Genomic DNA, 15810 nt, shown 5'->3' on the forward strand with positions numbered 1-15810 from the left:
TTAAAGGAGAGCCACCCAAGCATGCTCTCCATTTTTATATTCTTATTTCTTTATCCTAGTCCAACATTAAAGCCTGCAGCTTAACTAAATTTTTCATTTCAAGCTTTTGTATTTAGCATAAAGAATGCATAGAGAAAAACACTAAGAAAATCTTAAGAATTGATGTCGGAGTTTGTTAAGATTTAATTAGTATTATATCCTTATACGAATCCTATAGGGGTGATGACATGAACCTAAAGCGGTGGAGGAGTGAATGTAGTTGAACATTTTGATTTGTGATGATGATAAAGAAATTGTTAGGGCGATTAGCATTTATTTAGAAAATGAGGGCTATCATGTATTCAAAGCTTACAATGGTATAGAGGCAATCGATCTTATTCGGGATCACGTTATTCATCTTATTATTATGGATATTATGATGCCAAAAATGGATGGGATTACGGCGACGATGAAGATTAGGCAAGATAATATGATTCCGTTAATAATGCTTTCTGCTAAATCGGAGGATTATGACAAAATACTCGGATTAAATATTGGAGCAGATGATTATATGGCTAAGCCGTTTAATCCATTAGAACTTGTGGCTAGAGTGAAATCACAGCTAAGAAGGTATACGACATTTGGGAGCCTCGAGATGAGCAGTTCTGTATTTCAAACGGGCGGGCTTGTGATTGATGATGAACAAAAAGTCATTACTGTTGATAAACAAGAGGTTCATTTAACACCAGTGCAATATAAAATCTTAAAGCTTCTGACAGCCAATGCTGGTAGGGTGTTCACGATTGAAGAGATTTATGAAAAGGTATGGAATGTCAGGGCTATTAATCCTGAAAATACGGTTTCGGTTCATATTCGAAAGATTCGAGAAAAAATTGAAATTAATCCAAAAGAGCCAAAGTATTTAAAAGTTGTATGGGGAGTTGGGTATAAGGTTGAGAAAGTTGAGAAGTATTAGTCATGCACTTATAACGAAAATAGTTGTGTTTCTAATTGCCATCGCTTGTTTAATTGGTATAGCGAGGGTAATGATCAACATGGAATTTAATGGAATTCATCTTAGTAGTTTAAATCAAGATAATTATTTTGAAAGCCGAGCATTCGCTGATGAAAGTTACAGCATTATGGCTCCTTTAGCGCAATTAATCGGGAAATATAAAAGTGAAGAATATATTTTAAGTGGTAAAACACTAACAGAAGAGGATAATAGAAGAATCGAAGAGGAATTATATTATGATTTTCGTAATTCTTACAGATATAATTCGAATTTGAGTGAAGAGGAAAATAAGCATATCTATCAAGAAAAATATGCAAATGACATTGCTAGAACAAAAGATGAAAGCATAAATGAACAGGTAAGAAATTTTTATCAGTTACGTAGTACGTTAGAAGCTTATGAAGGAATTGTGTTTTATGCGAGTGACGGTGAACATGAATTTTCCAATAGTGATCTCAAGAAGAAAGAGCAATTTAAATCCTTTGATGCATATATGCTATTTGAGGATTACCAACAAAAGCTTTATCCAAATGAAATGAAAGAAAGTCAATACTTGGGTTACATTACACACGAAGTTGACACGTTGAACCCACAGACAGATGTTATGTATGTGGCGTTTAAAGATTCTTTCTTACAACAAAAAATGGCGGAATGGGAAAAAGATAAAGAGAATGCCCAAAGTTTTCTGAATGAATTCATGGTATTTTTAGCAGGGTTTATTTTATCTTTTGTTTATTTAATCATAGTTATTGGAAGAAGGTCATTTAAAGATAAAGAAATTCATTTCCATGTCATAGATAAACTCTATAATGATTTCAATATTGTGCTAGTTGGTTGCTTAACAGCGATGTGGATCACCATGATTGTTGAAGTGTTCCATGATATGTACATGTTCTTCACCGTGCCTATTTTTATCATTGCCTTACTATTGATTTTATCGCTCGTAAAGCATATTAAAAATAGATCGTTATTTCAGCATACACTGCTCTATCAAGTTTTCAAAAAGCTATTTATTTGGGTGAAACATGTTTTTGACAGTGGTAGTACAGGCGTGAAAATTGTGCTACTAGTCATTGGCTATCCATTAGTTGTAGCGGCAACATTTTTTATATTTCCCATTACGATAGGTGTAGCTGCCTGGTTGGCGATGCGAAAGGTGAAGTCATTTAATCGCATTAAAGAGGGCGTAGAGCAAATTAAGAATGGGGATCTTCATCATCGAATTGAAGTCGATGGAAAAGGGGAGTTTAGTCAACTTGCAGAAAATATTAATCGTATTACAGATGGGTTAAAAAAGGCAGTGGATAGTGAAATCAAGAGTGAGCGTTTAAAAACAGAGCTTATTACGAATGTTTCGCATGATATCAGAACGCCTTTAACATCAATTATTACGTATGTCGATTTATTAAAATTAGAAAACGATCCTGAAATGATTGCTGAATATGTAGACGTGTTAGATCAAAAGTCGAAAAGACTCCAGCACTTAACGGATGATTTATTTGAAGCGGCTAAAGCATCAAGTGGTAGTATACCTGTCCAGTTAGAGCGGATTGATATCGTATCATTACTAACACAAGGAATCGGAGAAATGGATGAAAAAATTGAAGCCTCGTCATTAGATTTTAAGTTAGCCCATCCAACAGAAAAGGTGTATGTGAAGGCTGATGGTAAACTTCTATGGCGTTCCATCGAAAACTTATTCTCGAATATTTTTAAATACGCACAGCCTACATCAAGGGTATATATTAGTGTTGAAGATTTAGGGAATGAAATACTTGTGACATTTAAAAATATTTCAGCATACGAATTAAATATCACAGTCGATGAGCTAATGGAACGTTTTAAACGAGGAGATGAATCGAGATCAAGTCAAGGTAGCGGATTAGGGTTATCGATTGCTGAAAGCCTTATTCACATCCAGAACGGCAAGTTCTTAGTTCAAGTAGATGGCGATTTATTTAAGGTCATGATTTATCTACCGAAATTTCCAAATGAATAATGTCCTATTCCTTTATGACTGTAGACAAACTCAACGAATTTTGAGTTTGCTTACAGTCTTTTTTCTTTTACAATGAAATAAAGTAAAGCCGTTGATTTCCACTACGGGCGGGGTCGAGCTGCTTCCCTCGCTTCGTTACTGTCGCTTCGCTTTCGTACAGAAAACATCCGCTCAGTCCATTTTCTATCGTATATTAAAAGAGATTATGCATCAGAGACTCCTCCTGCAGACCATCTATTTATGGATTCTACGCATGTGAAAGCGAGTGCGAATAAACGGAAGTATGATAAAAAGGTTGTGCGAAAAGAAACACAGGCTTATGAAGAGAAGCTTCAATTAGAGTTAAATATGGATCGTGAAGAACACGGAAAAAAGCCCTTTCCCCCAGAGAAGTTTGAAAAGGAAGAATAGAAAGAAATAAAGGAAAGCACGACAGATTCTGAAAGTGGCTATTACGTGAAGGATGAACGAACGAAACACCTCCTTGAAACCGAATAAGAGAGCAACATTTCAAATGATGTTCCTTGATATAATTCTCTATGTAATATAACTATGTTTGAACAAGGAGATGGAAGCATGAGTAAGTTAACAGGCAAAATCGCTTTAGTTACAGGATCAAGTCGAGGAATTGGCCGCAGTATTGCACTGCGTCTGGCACAAGAGGGAGCCTTTGTCGTCGTCCATTACGGGAAAAGACGTAATGAGGCAGAAGCAGTTGTTCACCAGATCAAACAAAGTGGAGGAAATGCTTGCGTGATTGGTGCTGACCTTAGTACCTTAGATGGTATTCAAGATTTATTTACTACTTTGGATGATACTATTCGGGAATATATGGGCGGTGGCGGATTCGATATTCTTGTCAACAATGCTGGAATTGGTCAAATTATTAGTTTAGAAGAGACGACGGAAGAATCATTTGATGAGGTAATGAAGATTAATGTTAAAGCACCACTTTTTGTTACTCAGCAAGCTTTGCCACGTTTAAAAGATGGAGGACGTATTATTAATATTTCATCTTTTGTGACTCGTGCAGCCTCGCCAAGTGTCTTCACGTACAGTATATCCAAAGGTGCTATCGACACATTTACGCGACTTCTAGCCAAACAACTAGGGAGCCGTAATATTACGGTAAATGCCATCCAGCCTGGAATTATTAACACAGAGATGAATGCTGAGACATTGGAAAATCTTGATGGACAAAAATATGCTGCTGGTCTTTCCATTTTCAACAGATGGGGTGAACCCGAGGATGTGGCAGATATTGCCGCCTTTCTTGCTTCCTCAGACAGCCGTTGGGTAACAGGTCAGCTGCTTGATGCAAGTGGAGGATCTCATCTATAACAAATTTATAAGGAACTTCAAATGAAGTGACCCCAAAAAGTTAGACACATATTTTAAACAGTTATTGAGGAATGAACTCTGTATTGGGCAGGTCTCATTCCTTTTTGCGATAAATTTCTCAACACGTATTGTTTCTGTGCTTGCATTGTTATTTACTTTTGCACAAGAAAGTAAATAACAATGCCTCGCCAGCATGTAAGATGGTTTACTTTCATCACTTGGCAAATCGCCTTTGAAGCAATTCGTATTTACTTATATACATGGATAAACGTTTTTTTAAATATTGTAAATTTAATAACTCTGGATAGAAACAACGAGTAAAAGAGTTCAGCTATTGAAGAAGTATATTCAAAAATGCTTATTAGTTATATGAAAGAGGAGCCCTCATTGAAATCTAAGAACATTGTCAATATAACAATTCTTTTTCAACAGCTTAATTACAAAGCTTTCAATATCCCCTTTGATTACGTTACTTATCTTTAATACCACCGAACTTATTATATTTTTTCTAATCAAGATTGTTTAATTTTAAAAATTATGAAAGCATAGTAGTAATTTAAATAATGGGAAGAACCCGCTTCAAAAATCACTATTTGTCGTAACTATTTTGTTATGGCTACTTGATGGTGTTTTGAAGCGGGTTCTTTCATTTTATTAAAATCTTTTTCAGGAATGAGGGGACTAACTAATGACCTTCGAGAGTTTGATAGATCCTCTAAAAATAGTAAAATTAGAGTATACAAGAATCTAATTCATTTGGAGGGAATAAATATGAAACGTGGTACTTTTAGAAAGAGCTCAAACAAATTATTACTTGCGACTTTAGCTCTAGCTGTGGCGACTCCGGTGTACGCTATACCTGCTACATATACTGTTGCAGAAGCGGCAACGAAAACGACATTTAAAGATGTCCCTAAATCGCATTGGGCATATGAGTCAATTAAACAAGTAGCAGAAAAAGGGCTTGTGGCAGGTTACAGTGACGGTACATACAAACCATCTGCACAGGTAACACGAGCAGAGTTTGCAACATTCCTATCACGCGTATACGACGGAAACGACCGTACACCATCTAAATTTTCAGATGTTGGAGCTTCACATTGGGCAAATGACGCTATTCAAGAAGGACTAGCAGTTGGATTCATTAAAGCTAGTGATTTCTCAAATAACAAATTTGAACCAAACAAAGCAATGACTCGCGGTGAAATGTCTCGTTGGTTAGCAAATGGTTTAGCACATGCGAACGCTGATTATGGTAAAGCGATTGAAGAAATGGCAAATTCAAGCCTTACAATTATTCCGATTCCAGAATTTTATGGTGGAGGGGTAAATAAGAAGGATCTACCGTATATCGGGGTAGCACTTGGTACTGGATTGCTGTCAGGTTATGAAGATTTCTCATTCAAACCAAATGGCAATACAACACGTGCCGAGGTAGCAACCATCCTTATCCGCTTCATGGATGCTATGAAGAAAGCTCCATCTGATTTCACAGGGTTAAAAGAACTTCGTGAAGTTGCTAGCACAGGAACGAACATCTTAACTATTTCTAACTTTAAAAAATCAGAATACGGTGGATATGAAGATGTTCTGGGTAAACCACATACGTATTTAAATAACACAGGTGTCGCTACAATTGAACATGCCATTTTTGTGGATACGACAGGCACTAAACCAAAAGGTATTTTTAAAGATATGTTTGTTAATGAAAAAGGTGAAGATAAAATTCTACTGAATAAAGGGATTTATGCAATCTACTATGAATACACATTCAAGCCAAGTAGAGACGTAAGTGTTCAAAGTGTTAAGAATGGCTCTGATATGAACTTTGCTTCAAACTTATTAGTTGATAAAAGTAAAATTGCAAGTTTTCATTTATCCTCTCCGAAAAGTACATCAACTATTGAATTTAAGAAGGGTGAGGAATATCGCTACTGGGCTTTCAATGGGGTGAAGGTTAAACCTGGTGAAAAGTTAAGTGGCAGAACAGATGATGGAAGCATGTTCATTTATGAAGTACCGAAATAGGAGTTGATAATTCAATTGAAACTATTAAAAAAAGGTACGATTGTGATCGTATCTTTCTATTGGCCTTTGCATGGCAGTAGGGAAATATAGGGATTTTAAAAAACTTAAGGAGTTTATAAACAATTTATTTCGAAGCATACATAAGTAAGAAAAATAAAAAGTAGAGCGACAGAAACACGCTCTACTAAAGATTCTTCTGTAAAAATGCCTTGGTGCGGTCGTTTTGTGGGTTTGTAAAAAAGTTGTCTGGATGATTAGATTCAATGATCTGACCATCATCCATAAAGACGACTTTGTTCGCTACCTCACGCGCAAAGCCCATTTCATGTGTGACGACAATCATCGTCATGTGGTCTTCAGCTAAGCTTTTCATGACCTTTAAGACTTCTCCTGTCAGTTCAGGGTCTAGGGCAGAGGTTGGTTCGTCAAATAATAAAATTTGAGGATTCATCATCAAGGCACGGGCAATGGCTACACGCTGCTTTTGACCCCCAGATAGATTGGCAGGATAGGCCTTTGCTTTGTCGGCAAGTCCAATTTTCTGCAGTAAATCCTGACAGCGGCTCGTAATAGCCTCCGCTGATTCTGTTTTTAATAAGCTCGGCGCCATTTCGAGGTTTTGCTGGACTGTTAAGTGGGGAAACAGATTGAAGTGTTGAAAGACCATCCCCATTTTAGCTGTTATCGCTTTGATGTGCTGTGGCTTAGCATATTGACCGTTTTGAACAAGAAAATCGCCATCAATCACTATACTGCCACCTTCAATTTCTTCTAAATGTATTAAGCTGCGAAGCATGGTACTTTTCCCAGATCCAGACGGGCCGATGACAGCAATGACATCGTTTTTCTCCACTGTAAATGTAATTTGTTTCAGCACTTCCACCTGATCAAAAGATTTCTTTAAGTTTGTTACTTGCATCAATGCCATATGTGTCACCTCTATTCAAATGTAAAACGTTTTTCAAGCCATTTAAAGAACATCGTCAAGACAAGCGTCATAACTAAATAAATAGCACCCGCGATAAAGAACGGCGTAATCGTGAAGTCACGATTTACGGCTGTTTGCGCAAAATGGAGTAATTCAGGCACAGCTACTGCATAGAGTAGGGCTGTATCCTTAATAAGTGTAACGGATTCATTTGATAATGCGGGTAATGCGACGCGGAACATTTGTGGCAAAATTACACGCGTCGTCGTTTGCCACTTGGATAAGCCAAGTACCTGAGCTGCCTCATATTGTCCTTTATCAATGGCAAGAAGACCGCCACGGAATATTTCTGCAAAGTAGGCAGCATAATTTAAAATAAAGCCAAGGCAAGCGGCCACAAAACGATCAAGTACTAAGTATTCACCGATTACTGGCAGCATAGGTAAACCAAAGCAAATTAATAATAATTGTAGTAATAGTGGTGTACCACGCATGATATAAATATACGTATGTGCAAGCCAAGAGATTGGTTGAATGCGACTTTTTACTGCGAGTGTTAGTAAAAAGCCTAATGGAATCGAAACCAGAATAGCGATGAAAAACAGTAACACTGTCGTTTTCGCACCTTCTAGCATCGGCCATATCATAGTTTGCCAGTAATCCGCCATAAAGATGTCCCTCCAAAAAGAGTAAGAGTTTCACAAAGGAAACTCTTACAAATGATGTGTCCTGTCATTACTTTAATACTTTGTCTTCACCGAACCATTTGGTAGAAATTTCAGCAGCTGTACCATCTTCGTTCATTTTGTCTAATGCGGCTTGTAATTTTTCCAGTAGGGCTTCATTGCCTGGTTTCACGCCAATTCCATACTGTTCTGGTGCAAGTGATTCCTCTAATAATTTAAATGTATCAGGCTCCTGTGTCATATAATATTCTGCAACAACCGCATCGATAACAACGGCATCAACACGACCTGTTTTTAAGTCGGATAAAGCTAAAACATTATCCGCAAACTCTGTAATTTTTTTCACTTCTTTGTGAATTGGATGCCCGTTTAGTGCATCTGCCGCAGAAGAAAGAGATTGAATACCTACTTCTTGTCCAGCTAAATCACTTAGTTTCGAAATCTTTGAATCTGCTTTTGTCATGACAACTTGAGCGTTTTCAAGATAAGGCTTTGTAAATAGTACTTTTTCTTTACGCTCCTCTGTAATGGTATAACCGTTCCAAATTAAATCAATTCGCCCACTTAGTAATTCTGCCTCTTTTGTTTTCCAATCGATTGGTTGAAATTCTGCTTCGACGCCCATATGCTCAGCTGCCGCACGGGCTAAATCGATATCGAACCCAACGATGTTGTTCTTGTCATCACGGAAGCCCATTGGCGCAAATTTATCGTCAATGCCAATAATCATTTTTTCTACAACAGCAGCTTTGTCATCTTTCTTTGCTGCATTTTCTTTCGATGTACCACACGCTGCTAAAACGATCACAGCTGTCAGCATCATGAATAAAGTCAATACTCGTTTCATTTTGTTTCCCCCTATAATCTATCGCTTTCGTTTGCTAAACTACTAATGTGTTAAAGGATATCATCGTGATCTAACAATGTCAATATCGTTTTGGATTAATCAGAAAATTAGCTGCATTTCCTAGCATTTTTTGAATGAAGCTTATTTTCATAAAAAGTTTGAATAGGGGGAATAGTAAACAACGGAAGAAAAGGGGAAAAGAAAACGAGACTGTACATGACGGACAGTCCCGTGAAATAGGATTAAGTATTTTTACTTTGAATTGCTTTTCGAGCCAAAGCATCGGCAGCTTTATTTTGTGAGTCGGGCACCCATTTAATAAAGAATAAATCAAAGCTAGTGGCTAGCGCTAAAGCTTTTTCAAGATAAGGTTTAAATGCCTCGTTTTTAACATATTCTTTTTCCATAGAAGCGACAACGATTTTAGAATCCGAGCGTACGGATACTAGTGTTGAGCCTAGCTTTTGTGCTTCTTCAAGACCGCGAACTAATGCAGTGAATTCAGCGATATGATTATTTGTTTCGCCAATATACTCACTAATTTGGATATGATGGCCTTCACCTTTAATAAATAGCCCGATCCCACTTGGACCAGGATTTCCTGCACTGGCAGCGTCTATATAAACTTCTAACATACCATCCCTACTTTGCAATGTGACTTCTCTATAATTGTACAACAAGGATCAGAATCATAGTCTGTAAAAAATGGAACAAACAAAATAGTTGCTTGTTCAAATTGAACGCTTCATAATAATAAGAAGTGAATTTTGGACGTGAAAGGAGCGGGGGCTCAACATGGATAAAGTGACGGTTATGAGGGATATTGACGAACTGCATGATACGTATTGTGCGGATTGCTTGGTGATTAAGCAATTACGTAAAGAACGTGGTAAACCAGGAGCTCACCGTTTCTGTATTGAGGCGTGTTCAGTTGGAGAAAAGTTACAGTTTTTGGGAGAAGAGCTTTTGAAAGTGTATAGTAAATAAAATACGAACCTCATGAGAAAAAGCTACATTGATTAGCAATCCGCTGGTCAATGTAGCTTCTTTCATTATTACTTTTATTTTGTTTCAGCATAACTGCTTAGGTCTTGATAATATTTTGTCAGAGACGAAGCAGAAATATCAAAAGTTGCAGCAATTTCCTTTACGGTCATGGATAGGGACTCGAATAGCTCTTTTTCCTGACCATAACGAATCGCACCAGCTGCAATAGCCGCTTCTTTGCGAGCAGTCGGTTGTCCTTCGATTAAATAGTCCTCTAAAAGTTCAAGCATCGGAGCTGATTCACGCTCATTTTGCTCTAAGAAATCTTTTACTTGTGTCAGGACATTGCTTTCGAAGTTTGAAAACTCCTCACCTTTATAGCCATTCGATACTAATAGTTCCCAGAATGTTAGATGCTCTTCTTTTAAGAATGAGCTTACCTTCTTCTCGGATGCCTCATAGTTTTTCTTAAATTCTTCAAATACTTTTGCATGATCCTCAGGGAAGAAAATTAGGGTAGACACAGCTAAATAATGTGTCGATTTCTTCGTTCCATCTGGTAAGATAAAGGCAAATACATGCATACCTTCAGGAATCGGTTTATTATTTTCACGACGAATAGAAAGCTCTTCATTCGTAAGTAAATGATTAGCCTTGAAATATTTTTCCTCAACAACAGACACCGTACCAATAAATAAAGCCGGCTGAGACCAGTCTTCAAGTACCTTGACAGTAGATGGTCTTACTGCCTTTTTCTTCGTTTTCTTTAAATAACTTTTCCAAATAGATGGTTCTTGATGGAAGAAAAAGTCGTCTAAAGCGATTGCTTCAATGAGCTCACGCTGTAGCACACTCTCTAATTTAGGCTGCCATGTGCCGACATGCTCAATATATGCACGAACATCTTTACGTTCGGGATATTCTAAGTAAAAAGTTTGTAGCACACGCTCTAATTCTTCGATTTGTACTGTTTCCACTGTTACTTGCTGTTTGCCTTCACAACATTTTTTATATTTTTTGCCGCTACCGCATGGGCATGGATCATTACGTTTTACCATAATTAGAACACTTCCTTTAATAATTGTTAATCGTATATTGCTAAATAATTTGCGTACTCTTAATAATAACGGTACTTTTGTATGAAGAAAAATGATTGTCTATTTTGAAATATCTAAAAAATGTAGAGGGACGCCCTGATTCTATTATATGTACGTATTTTTCCACTTAGAACTAAAAAAAGAAAACGATCTGCACCTTTAGCATGCAGGACCGTTTTCTTGCTAGATTATTGCTGAACCGCTTCAATTTCCAAAGTTAGGCGTTCAAGCTCATCAATCAAATGACCGATATAGGCAATCGTATCACGAAGCGGTTGGTCTGTTGTAATATCGACACCAGCCATTTGTGCTAACTCTACTGGTGATTTTGTGCCACCAGCCTGTAAGACAGCTAACCATTCTTCAACAGCTGTGTCACCCTCTTTTAAAATACGTTGAGACACTTGTGTAGAGATAGTTAACCCAGCACTATATGTGTATGGGTAAAGACCCATATAATAGTGAGGTTGACGCATCCATGTAAGTTCTGCACCTTCAGAAATGTCGACTGTATCACCCCAGAAATCTTCTAGCACAGAGCGTTTTAATTGATTTAAAATTGTTGCATTAACAGCTTCACCAGCATCAATTAATTCATACACTTTACGTTGATAGGCTGCTTCTAGTAAATGAGTGACAAAGTTATGATAATACGTTTTCGACACAATATTTGAAATCACCCAACGTTTAAACCGTAAATCATCGTTATGTGTTAGTAAATAATTCGCTAACAGCATTTCATTCATTGTTGATGGTGCTTCAATAAAGTATAGAGAAGGTCGGCTATTAAGATAAGATTGATGTTCATGCGTATTCGCAAAATGCCCTGCATGACCAAGCTCATGAATAAGAGTAAAGACTTCATTCATGCGTTCGTTCCATGACATTAAAATATAAGGATGGCTACCATACGGACTTGAGCAAAATGCCCCTGTAGATTTTCCTTTGTTTGGTGCATAGTCAATCCAACGTTCATTGAAGGCTCTATCCATTAAATGATTATAGTCTTCCCCCATAACAGCTAATGCTTTTTCAACATATTCTTTCGCCTCAGCCATCGATAATTTTGGATCATAATCAGAATCAAGCGCTATTTTTAAATCTGCAAATGTCATTTTATCGATATCGTTCGCTTTTTGAATTAAAGCTGCATAACGACGCATATGTGGGGCAAGCTCTGTCGTAATTAAATCAATTTGACGATTATAGAGCGAACGATCGACGTCCTGATCAAAGAGTAAATAATCAATGACCGAGTTAAAGCCTCGTAGGTCTGCCATTGTTTTTTCCTGCTGAATATGCGTGTTATACACTTGTGCTGTTGTATGCTGGTAATCGCGTAGCTTGCTTGAAAAGGCTTTAAAGGCAGCGCGGCGTATTTCTGTATTCGCTTCAAACTCCCAGTCATTTTCGTAAAGGACGAAGCTAAGTGGATGCTTTTCACCATTGGCTTCAAATTGACCAAAGTTCATGTCTACTAATTTCGTCGTATTGTATATTTCATATGGTGCATCGAATGTAGCACTAAATGCGGCCAATGCTTTTTCGACTTCAGGATGTAGCTGGTGAGGCTTTTGCTTTAACAGTTCCTCTAGATAACGTTTGTAAAGAGGGCTTGATGCTGCCGCTTCTTGTAAAATAGCTTCATCCAACGCTAGTAACTCACTGCGCACGAAGGAGAGAGCACTGCTTACCTTTCCAATAGCTGTAGCAAATTTTGCAGCCCGCATTTGCGCTCCATCATTTGTACGATCTGTTTCAAGGTTTAAGCTGGCATACGTGCCAATCGGAACAAACCTTTTTTGTAGCTCTTCAAAGGCAGATAGCACGTCAATAACTTTTTGTGCATCTGTAATCGTTCCTTGGTATTGCTGCTCGAAGCTAAGTGCGTCTTCCACCAATTGTGCTAAAGTAGGTTCAAAATCAGCATCATGGCTCAATAAATCTGTTAAATCCCAAGTTTCTTCTACTGCTACATCTTTTCGTAATGGTAAAACTTCCATTCATAGACACCCCTTTACATGTAAGTGATTTCATTATAACGAAACTATTTCGGAAAGTGAAATAATTTCATAGAATAGTTGCAATATTCTTAATGTAGATCGTTTGTCGAAGACATGTTTGAAATATTGTCGGGCGGGAACAATAGATGTATAGCCGACATCATTTGTTACACATATTAAAGGCTAGAACAAGACATATTGGAGGAGAAAGTGATTATGACACAAAACTTAAACAAACAATTAAATAAGCTAGTGGCTACATGGTCTGTACTTTATACAAAGCTGCACAATTATCATTGGTATGTGACAGGACACTCATTCTTTACACTGCATGCAAAATTTGAAGAGTTGTATAATGAAACAACCTTGAATTTAGATGAAATTGCAGAGCGTATTCTTTCAAAGGATGGCAAGCCAGTCGCAACATTAAAAGAACATCTAGAGCTTTCCTATGTAGAGGAGGCGGCAGGAAATGAGACGACAGAGGAAATGGTCGCTACGATAATTTCGGATTTCCAAAAGCTCATGAAAGCATTAAATGCCACAATGGAGCTAGCAGCAGAAGAAGGGGACGATCGTACAGAGGATCTACTTAACGCCATGTACCAATCTCTTGAAAAGCATACATGGATGTTAAAAGCCTTTCTTGACAAGTAAAAACGACAGTTACAGCATGTTGGAGATATTAAGTACTCTGGCATGCTTTTTTTCTGCAATTAATGCTTGATGTCAAAGCCATAACATGTATTAAGGGTTCATAACAATTATGACAGTTTGGTAAAAAGCGTTTGCTTGTGTACAGCAAGGGTAATTATCTAGTAAGCCATATAAATTAGGAGGAATTGAACATGATGAATGAACAAAACCCACAAATTGAGGTGGCCCATACGAGGGATGAAATGCTTCACATTTTAGAAAGTATGCGGTTAGAAGGTTATCAACAAGATGATATTCATATTATTGCGAAAGATTCCGAACAGTTTGAGGATGTAAAATGGGATGCTGATGTCCAAACACATGAGGCTGGTAATTGGGTGGACCAATTTAAGTCTTGGTTTACAGGTGACTCGGCTGTGACAGAGGGCTTAAAACGATTTAATCTATCAGAGGGACAAATCGCTTATTATGCACATCTTGTGGAGCAAGGTAGTATCGTCTTATATGCGGAACGTGAGGATGATGTAGATCCGCTACAAGCACATTCTGAGACAGTTGCCGAGCAAGAGGCACGTTTAAAACAGCAAGAGCGTATGATAGAGGCAGAGCAATATAGAAGGTTTTTATAATGATCAAACCAGTGAGATATGGCTCTGGCTTGCTGGTTAAAATATAGACAAAGTCGTTTTATTCGACTTTGTCTATTATTTTATTTAATATTGTTGTCCTTTAAATCCCATATCTATATTTAGCAATGTTATCCTTCGCATTTAAAATCGAAAGTATCGGGTCACTTGTAGGCTTTTCAAATGGCTGCTTAAACAGGTTATGAGGCATAGTATGTAAATGGCTAGCTTCTTTATTGTCATGGCTTTGTTTAGTTTCCATCAGGAGTACTCTTTGTCCATTTGGTTTAACAAGATATTGACGCACATAGCCATTTTCGTGTCTGATTTCAATTTTCGATTTGTTCTTTTTGGCGTCTTCCTCTTCACTGCCATCCACATATTTGAGTAAATCCAATAGGTTTTCTGTTTTAATAGGTTGATTGACCTTAGCTGGTAAATAGTATGATGCATTTCGGGGTTGAATTTGCATAGATGACTCTCCTCCAATTAGTTTCTGTAAAAAATAGACTGTATAGTAAACTATTTTACATGTAGTGATGCTATAAATTCAATACATAGTAGAAAAGGAAGCTTGAGATATAACTCTCAGCTTCCTTTTTCATTCGTAAATGAAGTGACATGACACACTATTTTATTGTATGACTTTTTCCTGTGCTTCTTTTTTAATAAAACGTAACGCATGAAAGTGCTCTAATTGAGCCACTAAATTACCAATAAGGATAAAGCTACCGCCAATCACTAATTTCACTGTTAAACTTTCACCAATAAACATCATGGCAAACATGGCTGCAAAAATTGGTTCTAATGAAAAAATAAGTCCTGTATGTGTAGCAGAAGTATACTGTTGTGCAACAGTTTGCCCAACAAAGCAAAATGCACTACAAATGATACCGAGCCCTAAAATAGCCAGCCAGGATGACATTGAATTTGGCAATGTCGGTGTTTCAAATATAAATGTTAAGACAAGGGCATAGATACCAGCAAAGCCGAGCTGATAAATTCCGTATGAAATGGATTCAACATTTCGTGTAAATGAGCTATTCAGTAGTAAATAAATGGAATAGCATAGTGCTGCAATGGCTACTAATAAATCCCCTTTATGGAAGGTGAATGAGCCATGTGCTGTTAAGACTGTAATACCAATCATCGTGCAAATGACCGCAAAGCTAACGGCTCTCGATGGTAATTTTTTTTCAATGAAACTGCTGAAAATCGGCACTAATACTACGGTGAGGCTTAAAATAAAGCCTGCATTTGAGGCAGAAGTAGACTGTAAACCAAATAAACTTAACGCGAACACAATGAATAATAAAAATCCTTGAATAGCCGCATATTTTAATGTTTTACCATTTACTTTGATCATCCGTTTATAAAAAATAAGTCCTGCTACGAAAAATGCAATGATACAACGCAATGCCACCACATTATAAACTGCCAATGTTTCAAGCCCCATGACCATAAAGGTATAAGATAGTCCCCAAAACATTGTGACAATAACCATCAATACATTTGCTTTTCCTTGGATACTCATTATGTTCACCTACCATCTGTGTACTAAAACAGTTTTTATACTAAAATTTACTATATATCTTGTATTGTGATTAGTAAAACGAA

General features: G+C 37.3%; 15 protein-coding genes and 1 pseudogene. 8 read left to right on the forward strand and 8 right to left on the reverse strand.

Annotated features, from left to right (window positions below; all coding sequences use genetic code 11):
- Positions 1 to 259: 259 nt before the first annotated feature.
- The 5 genes and pseudogenes from MHI04_RS08115 to MHI04_RS08135 all read left to right on the forward strand — a co-directional run bounded on the left by MHI04_RS08115 (position 260) and on the right by MHI04_RS08135 (position 6362).
- Positions 260 to 955 carry a response regulator transcription factor gene (locus MHI04_RS08115; RefSeq protein WP_036118196.1) on the forward strand — a complete coding sequence of 232 codons (696 nt, stop codon included), beginning with the start codon at positions 260 to 262 and terminating at the stop codon, positions 953 to 955.
- The gene (locus MHI04_RS08120; protein WP_342535506.1) at positions 933 to 2993 is read left to right on the forward strand and encodes a HAMP domain-containing sensor histidine kinase; all 2061 of its coding nucleotides are present in this window, start codon (positions 933 to 935) and stop codon (positions 2991 to 2993) included. The genes MHI04_RS08115 and MHI04_RS08120 overlap by 23 nt, the downstream gene beginning before the upstream one ends.
- Positions 2994 to 3171: 178 nt before the next feature.
- Positions 3172 to 3470 (forward strand): annotated as a pseudogene (locus tag MHI04_RS08125) (IS5/IS1182 family transposase); the annotation flags it as partial.
- Positions 3471 to 3569: 99 nt separating this feature from the next.
- Positions 3570 to 4334, forward strand: a complete 765-nt coding sequence (locus MHI04_RS08130; RefSeq protein ID WP_342535507.1) for an SDR family oxidoreductase — start codon at positions 3570 to 3572, stop codon at positions 4332 to 4334.
- Between the two features lie 771 nt (positions 4335 to 5105).
- On the forward strand, positions 5106 to 6362 hold the full coding sequence (locus MHI04_RS08135; protein WP_342535508.1) for an S-layer homology domain-containing protein: 1257 nt from the start codon (positions 5106 to 5108) through the stop codon (positions 6360 to 6362).
- A gap of 184 nt (positions 6363 to 6546) precedes the next feature.
- On the opposite strand, the gene MHI04_RS08140 is transcribed toward MHI04_RS08135, so the two are convergent.
- From MHI04_RS08140 to MHI04_RS08155, 4 genes are all read right to left on the reverse strand, one after another.
- On the reverse strand, positions 6547 to 7290 hold the full coding sequence (locus tag MHI04_RS08140) for an amino acid ABC transporter ATP-binding protein (protein WP_036127795.1): 744 nt from the start codon (positions 7288 to 7290) through the stop codon (positions 6547 to 6549).
- An 11-nt stretch (positions 7291 to 7301) separates the two neighbouring features.
- Positions 7302 to 7958 carry an amino acid ABC transporter permease gene (locus tag MHI04_RS08145; protein ID WP_036127793.1) on the reverse strand — a complete coding sequence of 219 codons (657 nt, stop codon included), beginning with the start codon at positions 7956 to 7958 and terminating at the stop codon, positions 7302 to 7304.
- Between the two features lie 67 nt (positions 7959 to 8025).
- Positions 8026 to 8823, reverse strand: a complete 798-nt coding sequence (locus tag MHI04_RS08150; protein ID WP_342535509.1) for an amino acid ABC transporter substrate-binding protein — start codon at positions 8821 to 8823, stop codon at positions 8026 to 8028.
- A gap of 242 nt (positions 8824 to 9065) precedes the next feature.
- A complete protein-coding gene (locus tag MHI04_RS08155) occupies positions 9066 to 9458 on the reverse strand; it encodes a ribonuclease HI family protein (RefSeq protein WP_271912905.1) in 393 nt (130 codons plus the stop codon).
- A 160-nt stretch (positions 9459 to 9618) separates the two neighbouring features.
- Here MHI04_RS08155 and MHI04_RS08160 point away from each other — a divergent pair, with 160 nt between their 5' ends.
- Positions 9619 to 9810: a zinc-finger domain-containing protein gene (locus MHI04_RS08160; protein WP_036127782.1), complete on the forward strand. Its 192-nt coding sequence runs from the start codon at positions 9619 to 9621 to the stop codon at positions 9808 to 9810.
- Between the two features lie 74 nt (positions 9811 to 9884).
- Here MHI04_RS08160 and MHI04_RS08165 read toward each other — a convergent pair whose 3' ends face one another.
- Both MHI04_RS08165 and pepF read right to left on the reverse strand, forming a co-directional pair.
- A complete protein-coding gene (locus tag MHI04_RS08165; RefSeq protein WP_058844684.1) occupies positions 9885 to 10868 on the reverse strand; it encodes an SEC-C domain-containing protein in 984 nt (327 codons plus the stop codon).
- A 227-nt stretch (positions 10869 to 11095) separates the two neighbouring features.
- Complete coding sequence (gene pepF, locus MHI04_RS08170) at positions 11096 to 12910, reverse strand: oligoendopeptidase F (protein WP_340808767.1); 1815 nt, start codon at positions 12908 to 12910, stop codon at positions 11096 to 11098.
- A 216-nt stretch (positions 12911 to 13126) separates the two neighbouring features.
- Between pepF and MHI04_RS08175 the strand changes: the two genes are divergently transcribed.
- Positions 13127 to 13567, forward strand: coding sequence for a DNA starvation/stationary phase protection protein (locus tag MHI04_RS08175; RefSeq protein WP_036122990.1), 441 nt, complete (start codon positions 13127 to 13129; stop codon positions 13565 to 13567).
- A 191-nt stretch (positions 13568 to 13758) separates the two neighbouring features.
- A complete protein-coding gene (locus tag MHI04_RS08180; RefSeq protein WP_101966836.1) occupies positions 13759 to 14196 on the forward strand; it encodes a general stress protein in 438 nt (145 codons plus the stop codon).
- 100 nt (positions 14197 to 14296) lie between these two features.
- On the opposite strand, the gene MHI04_RS08185 is transcribed toward MHI04_RS08180, so the two are convergent.
- Positions 14297 to 14665, reverse strand: a complete 369-nt coding sequence (locus MHI04_RS08185; RefSeq protein ID WP_036122996.1) for a hypothetical protein — start codon at positions 14663 to 14665, stop codon at positions 14297 to 14299.
- A gap of 162 nt (positions 14666 to 14827) precedes the next feature.
- On the reverse strand, positions 14828 to 15727 hold the full coding sequence (locus MHI04_RS08190; protein ID WP_036122999.1) for a DMT family transporter: 900 nt from the start codon (positions 15725 to 15727) through the stop codon (positions 14828 to 14830).
- Positions 15728 to 15810 lie beyond the last annotated feature (83 nt).

The organism is Lysinibacillus sp. FSL K6-1151 (genome assembly GCF_038630755.1).
In the GTDB taxonomy this organism is placed as follows: domain Bacteria; phylum Bacillota; class Bacilli; order Bacillales_A; family Planococcaceae; genus Lysinibacillus; species Lysinibacillus fusiformis_D.

Coding starts and splice junctions, on each gene's coding strand:
- MHI04_RS08130 (WP_342535507.1), top strand. CDS start 3,570: ATGAGTAAGTTAACAGGCAAAATCGCTTTAGTTACAGGATCAAGTCGA.
- MHI04_RS08135 (WP_342535508.1), top strand. CDS start 5,106: ATGAAACGTGGTACTTTTAGAAAGAGCTCAAACAAATTATTACTTGCG.
- MHI04_RS08140 (WP_036127795.1), bottom strand. CDS start 7,290: ATGGCATTGATGCAAGTAACAAACTTAAAGAAATCTTTTGATCAGGTG.
- MHI04_RS08145 (WP_036127793.1), bottom strand. CDS start 7,958: ATGGCGGATTACTGGCAAACTATGATATGGCCGATGCTAGAAGGTGCG.
- MHI04_RS08150 (WP_342535509.1), bottom strand. CDS start 8,823: ATGAAACGAGTATTGACTTTATTCATGATGCTGACAGCTGTGATCGTT.
- MHI04_RS08155 (WP_271912905.1), bottom strand. CDS start 9,458: ATGTTAGAAGTTTATATAGACGCTGCCAGTGCAGGAAATCCTGGTCCA.
- MHI04_RS08160 (WP_036127782.1), top strand. CDS start 9,619: ATGGATAAAGTGACGGTTATGAGGGATATTGACGAACTGCATGATACG.
- MHI04_RS08165 (WP_058844684.1), bottom strand. CDS start 10,868: ATGGTAAAACGTAATGATCCATGCCCATGCGGTAGCGGCAAAAAATAT.
- pepF (WP_340808767.1), bottom strand. CDS start 12,910: ATGGAAGTTTTACCATTACGAAAAGATGTAGCAGTAGAAGAAACTTGG.
- MHI04_RS08175 (WP_036122990.1), top strand. CDS start 13,127: ATGACACAAAACTTAAACAAACAATTAAATAAGCTAGTGGCTACATGG.
- MHI04_RS08180 (WP_101966836.1), top strand. CDS start 13,759: ATGATGAATGAACAAAACCCACAAATTGAGGTGGCCCATACGAGGGAT.
- MHI04_RS08185 (WP_036122996.1), bottom strand. CDS start 14,665: ATGCAAATTCAACCCCGAAATGCATCATACTATTTACCAGCTAAGGTC.
- MHI04_RS08190 (WP_036122999.1), bottom strand. CDS start 15,727: ATGAGTATCCAAGGAAAAGCAAATGTATTGATGGTTATTGTCACAATG.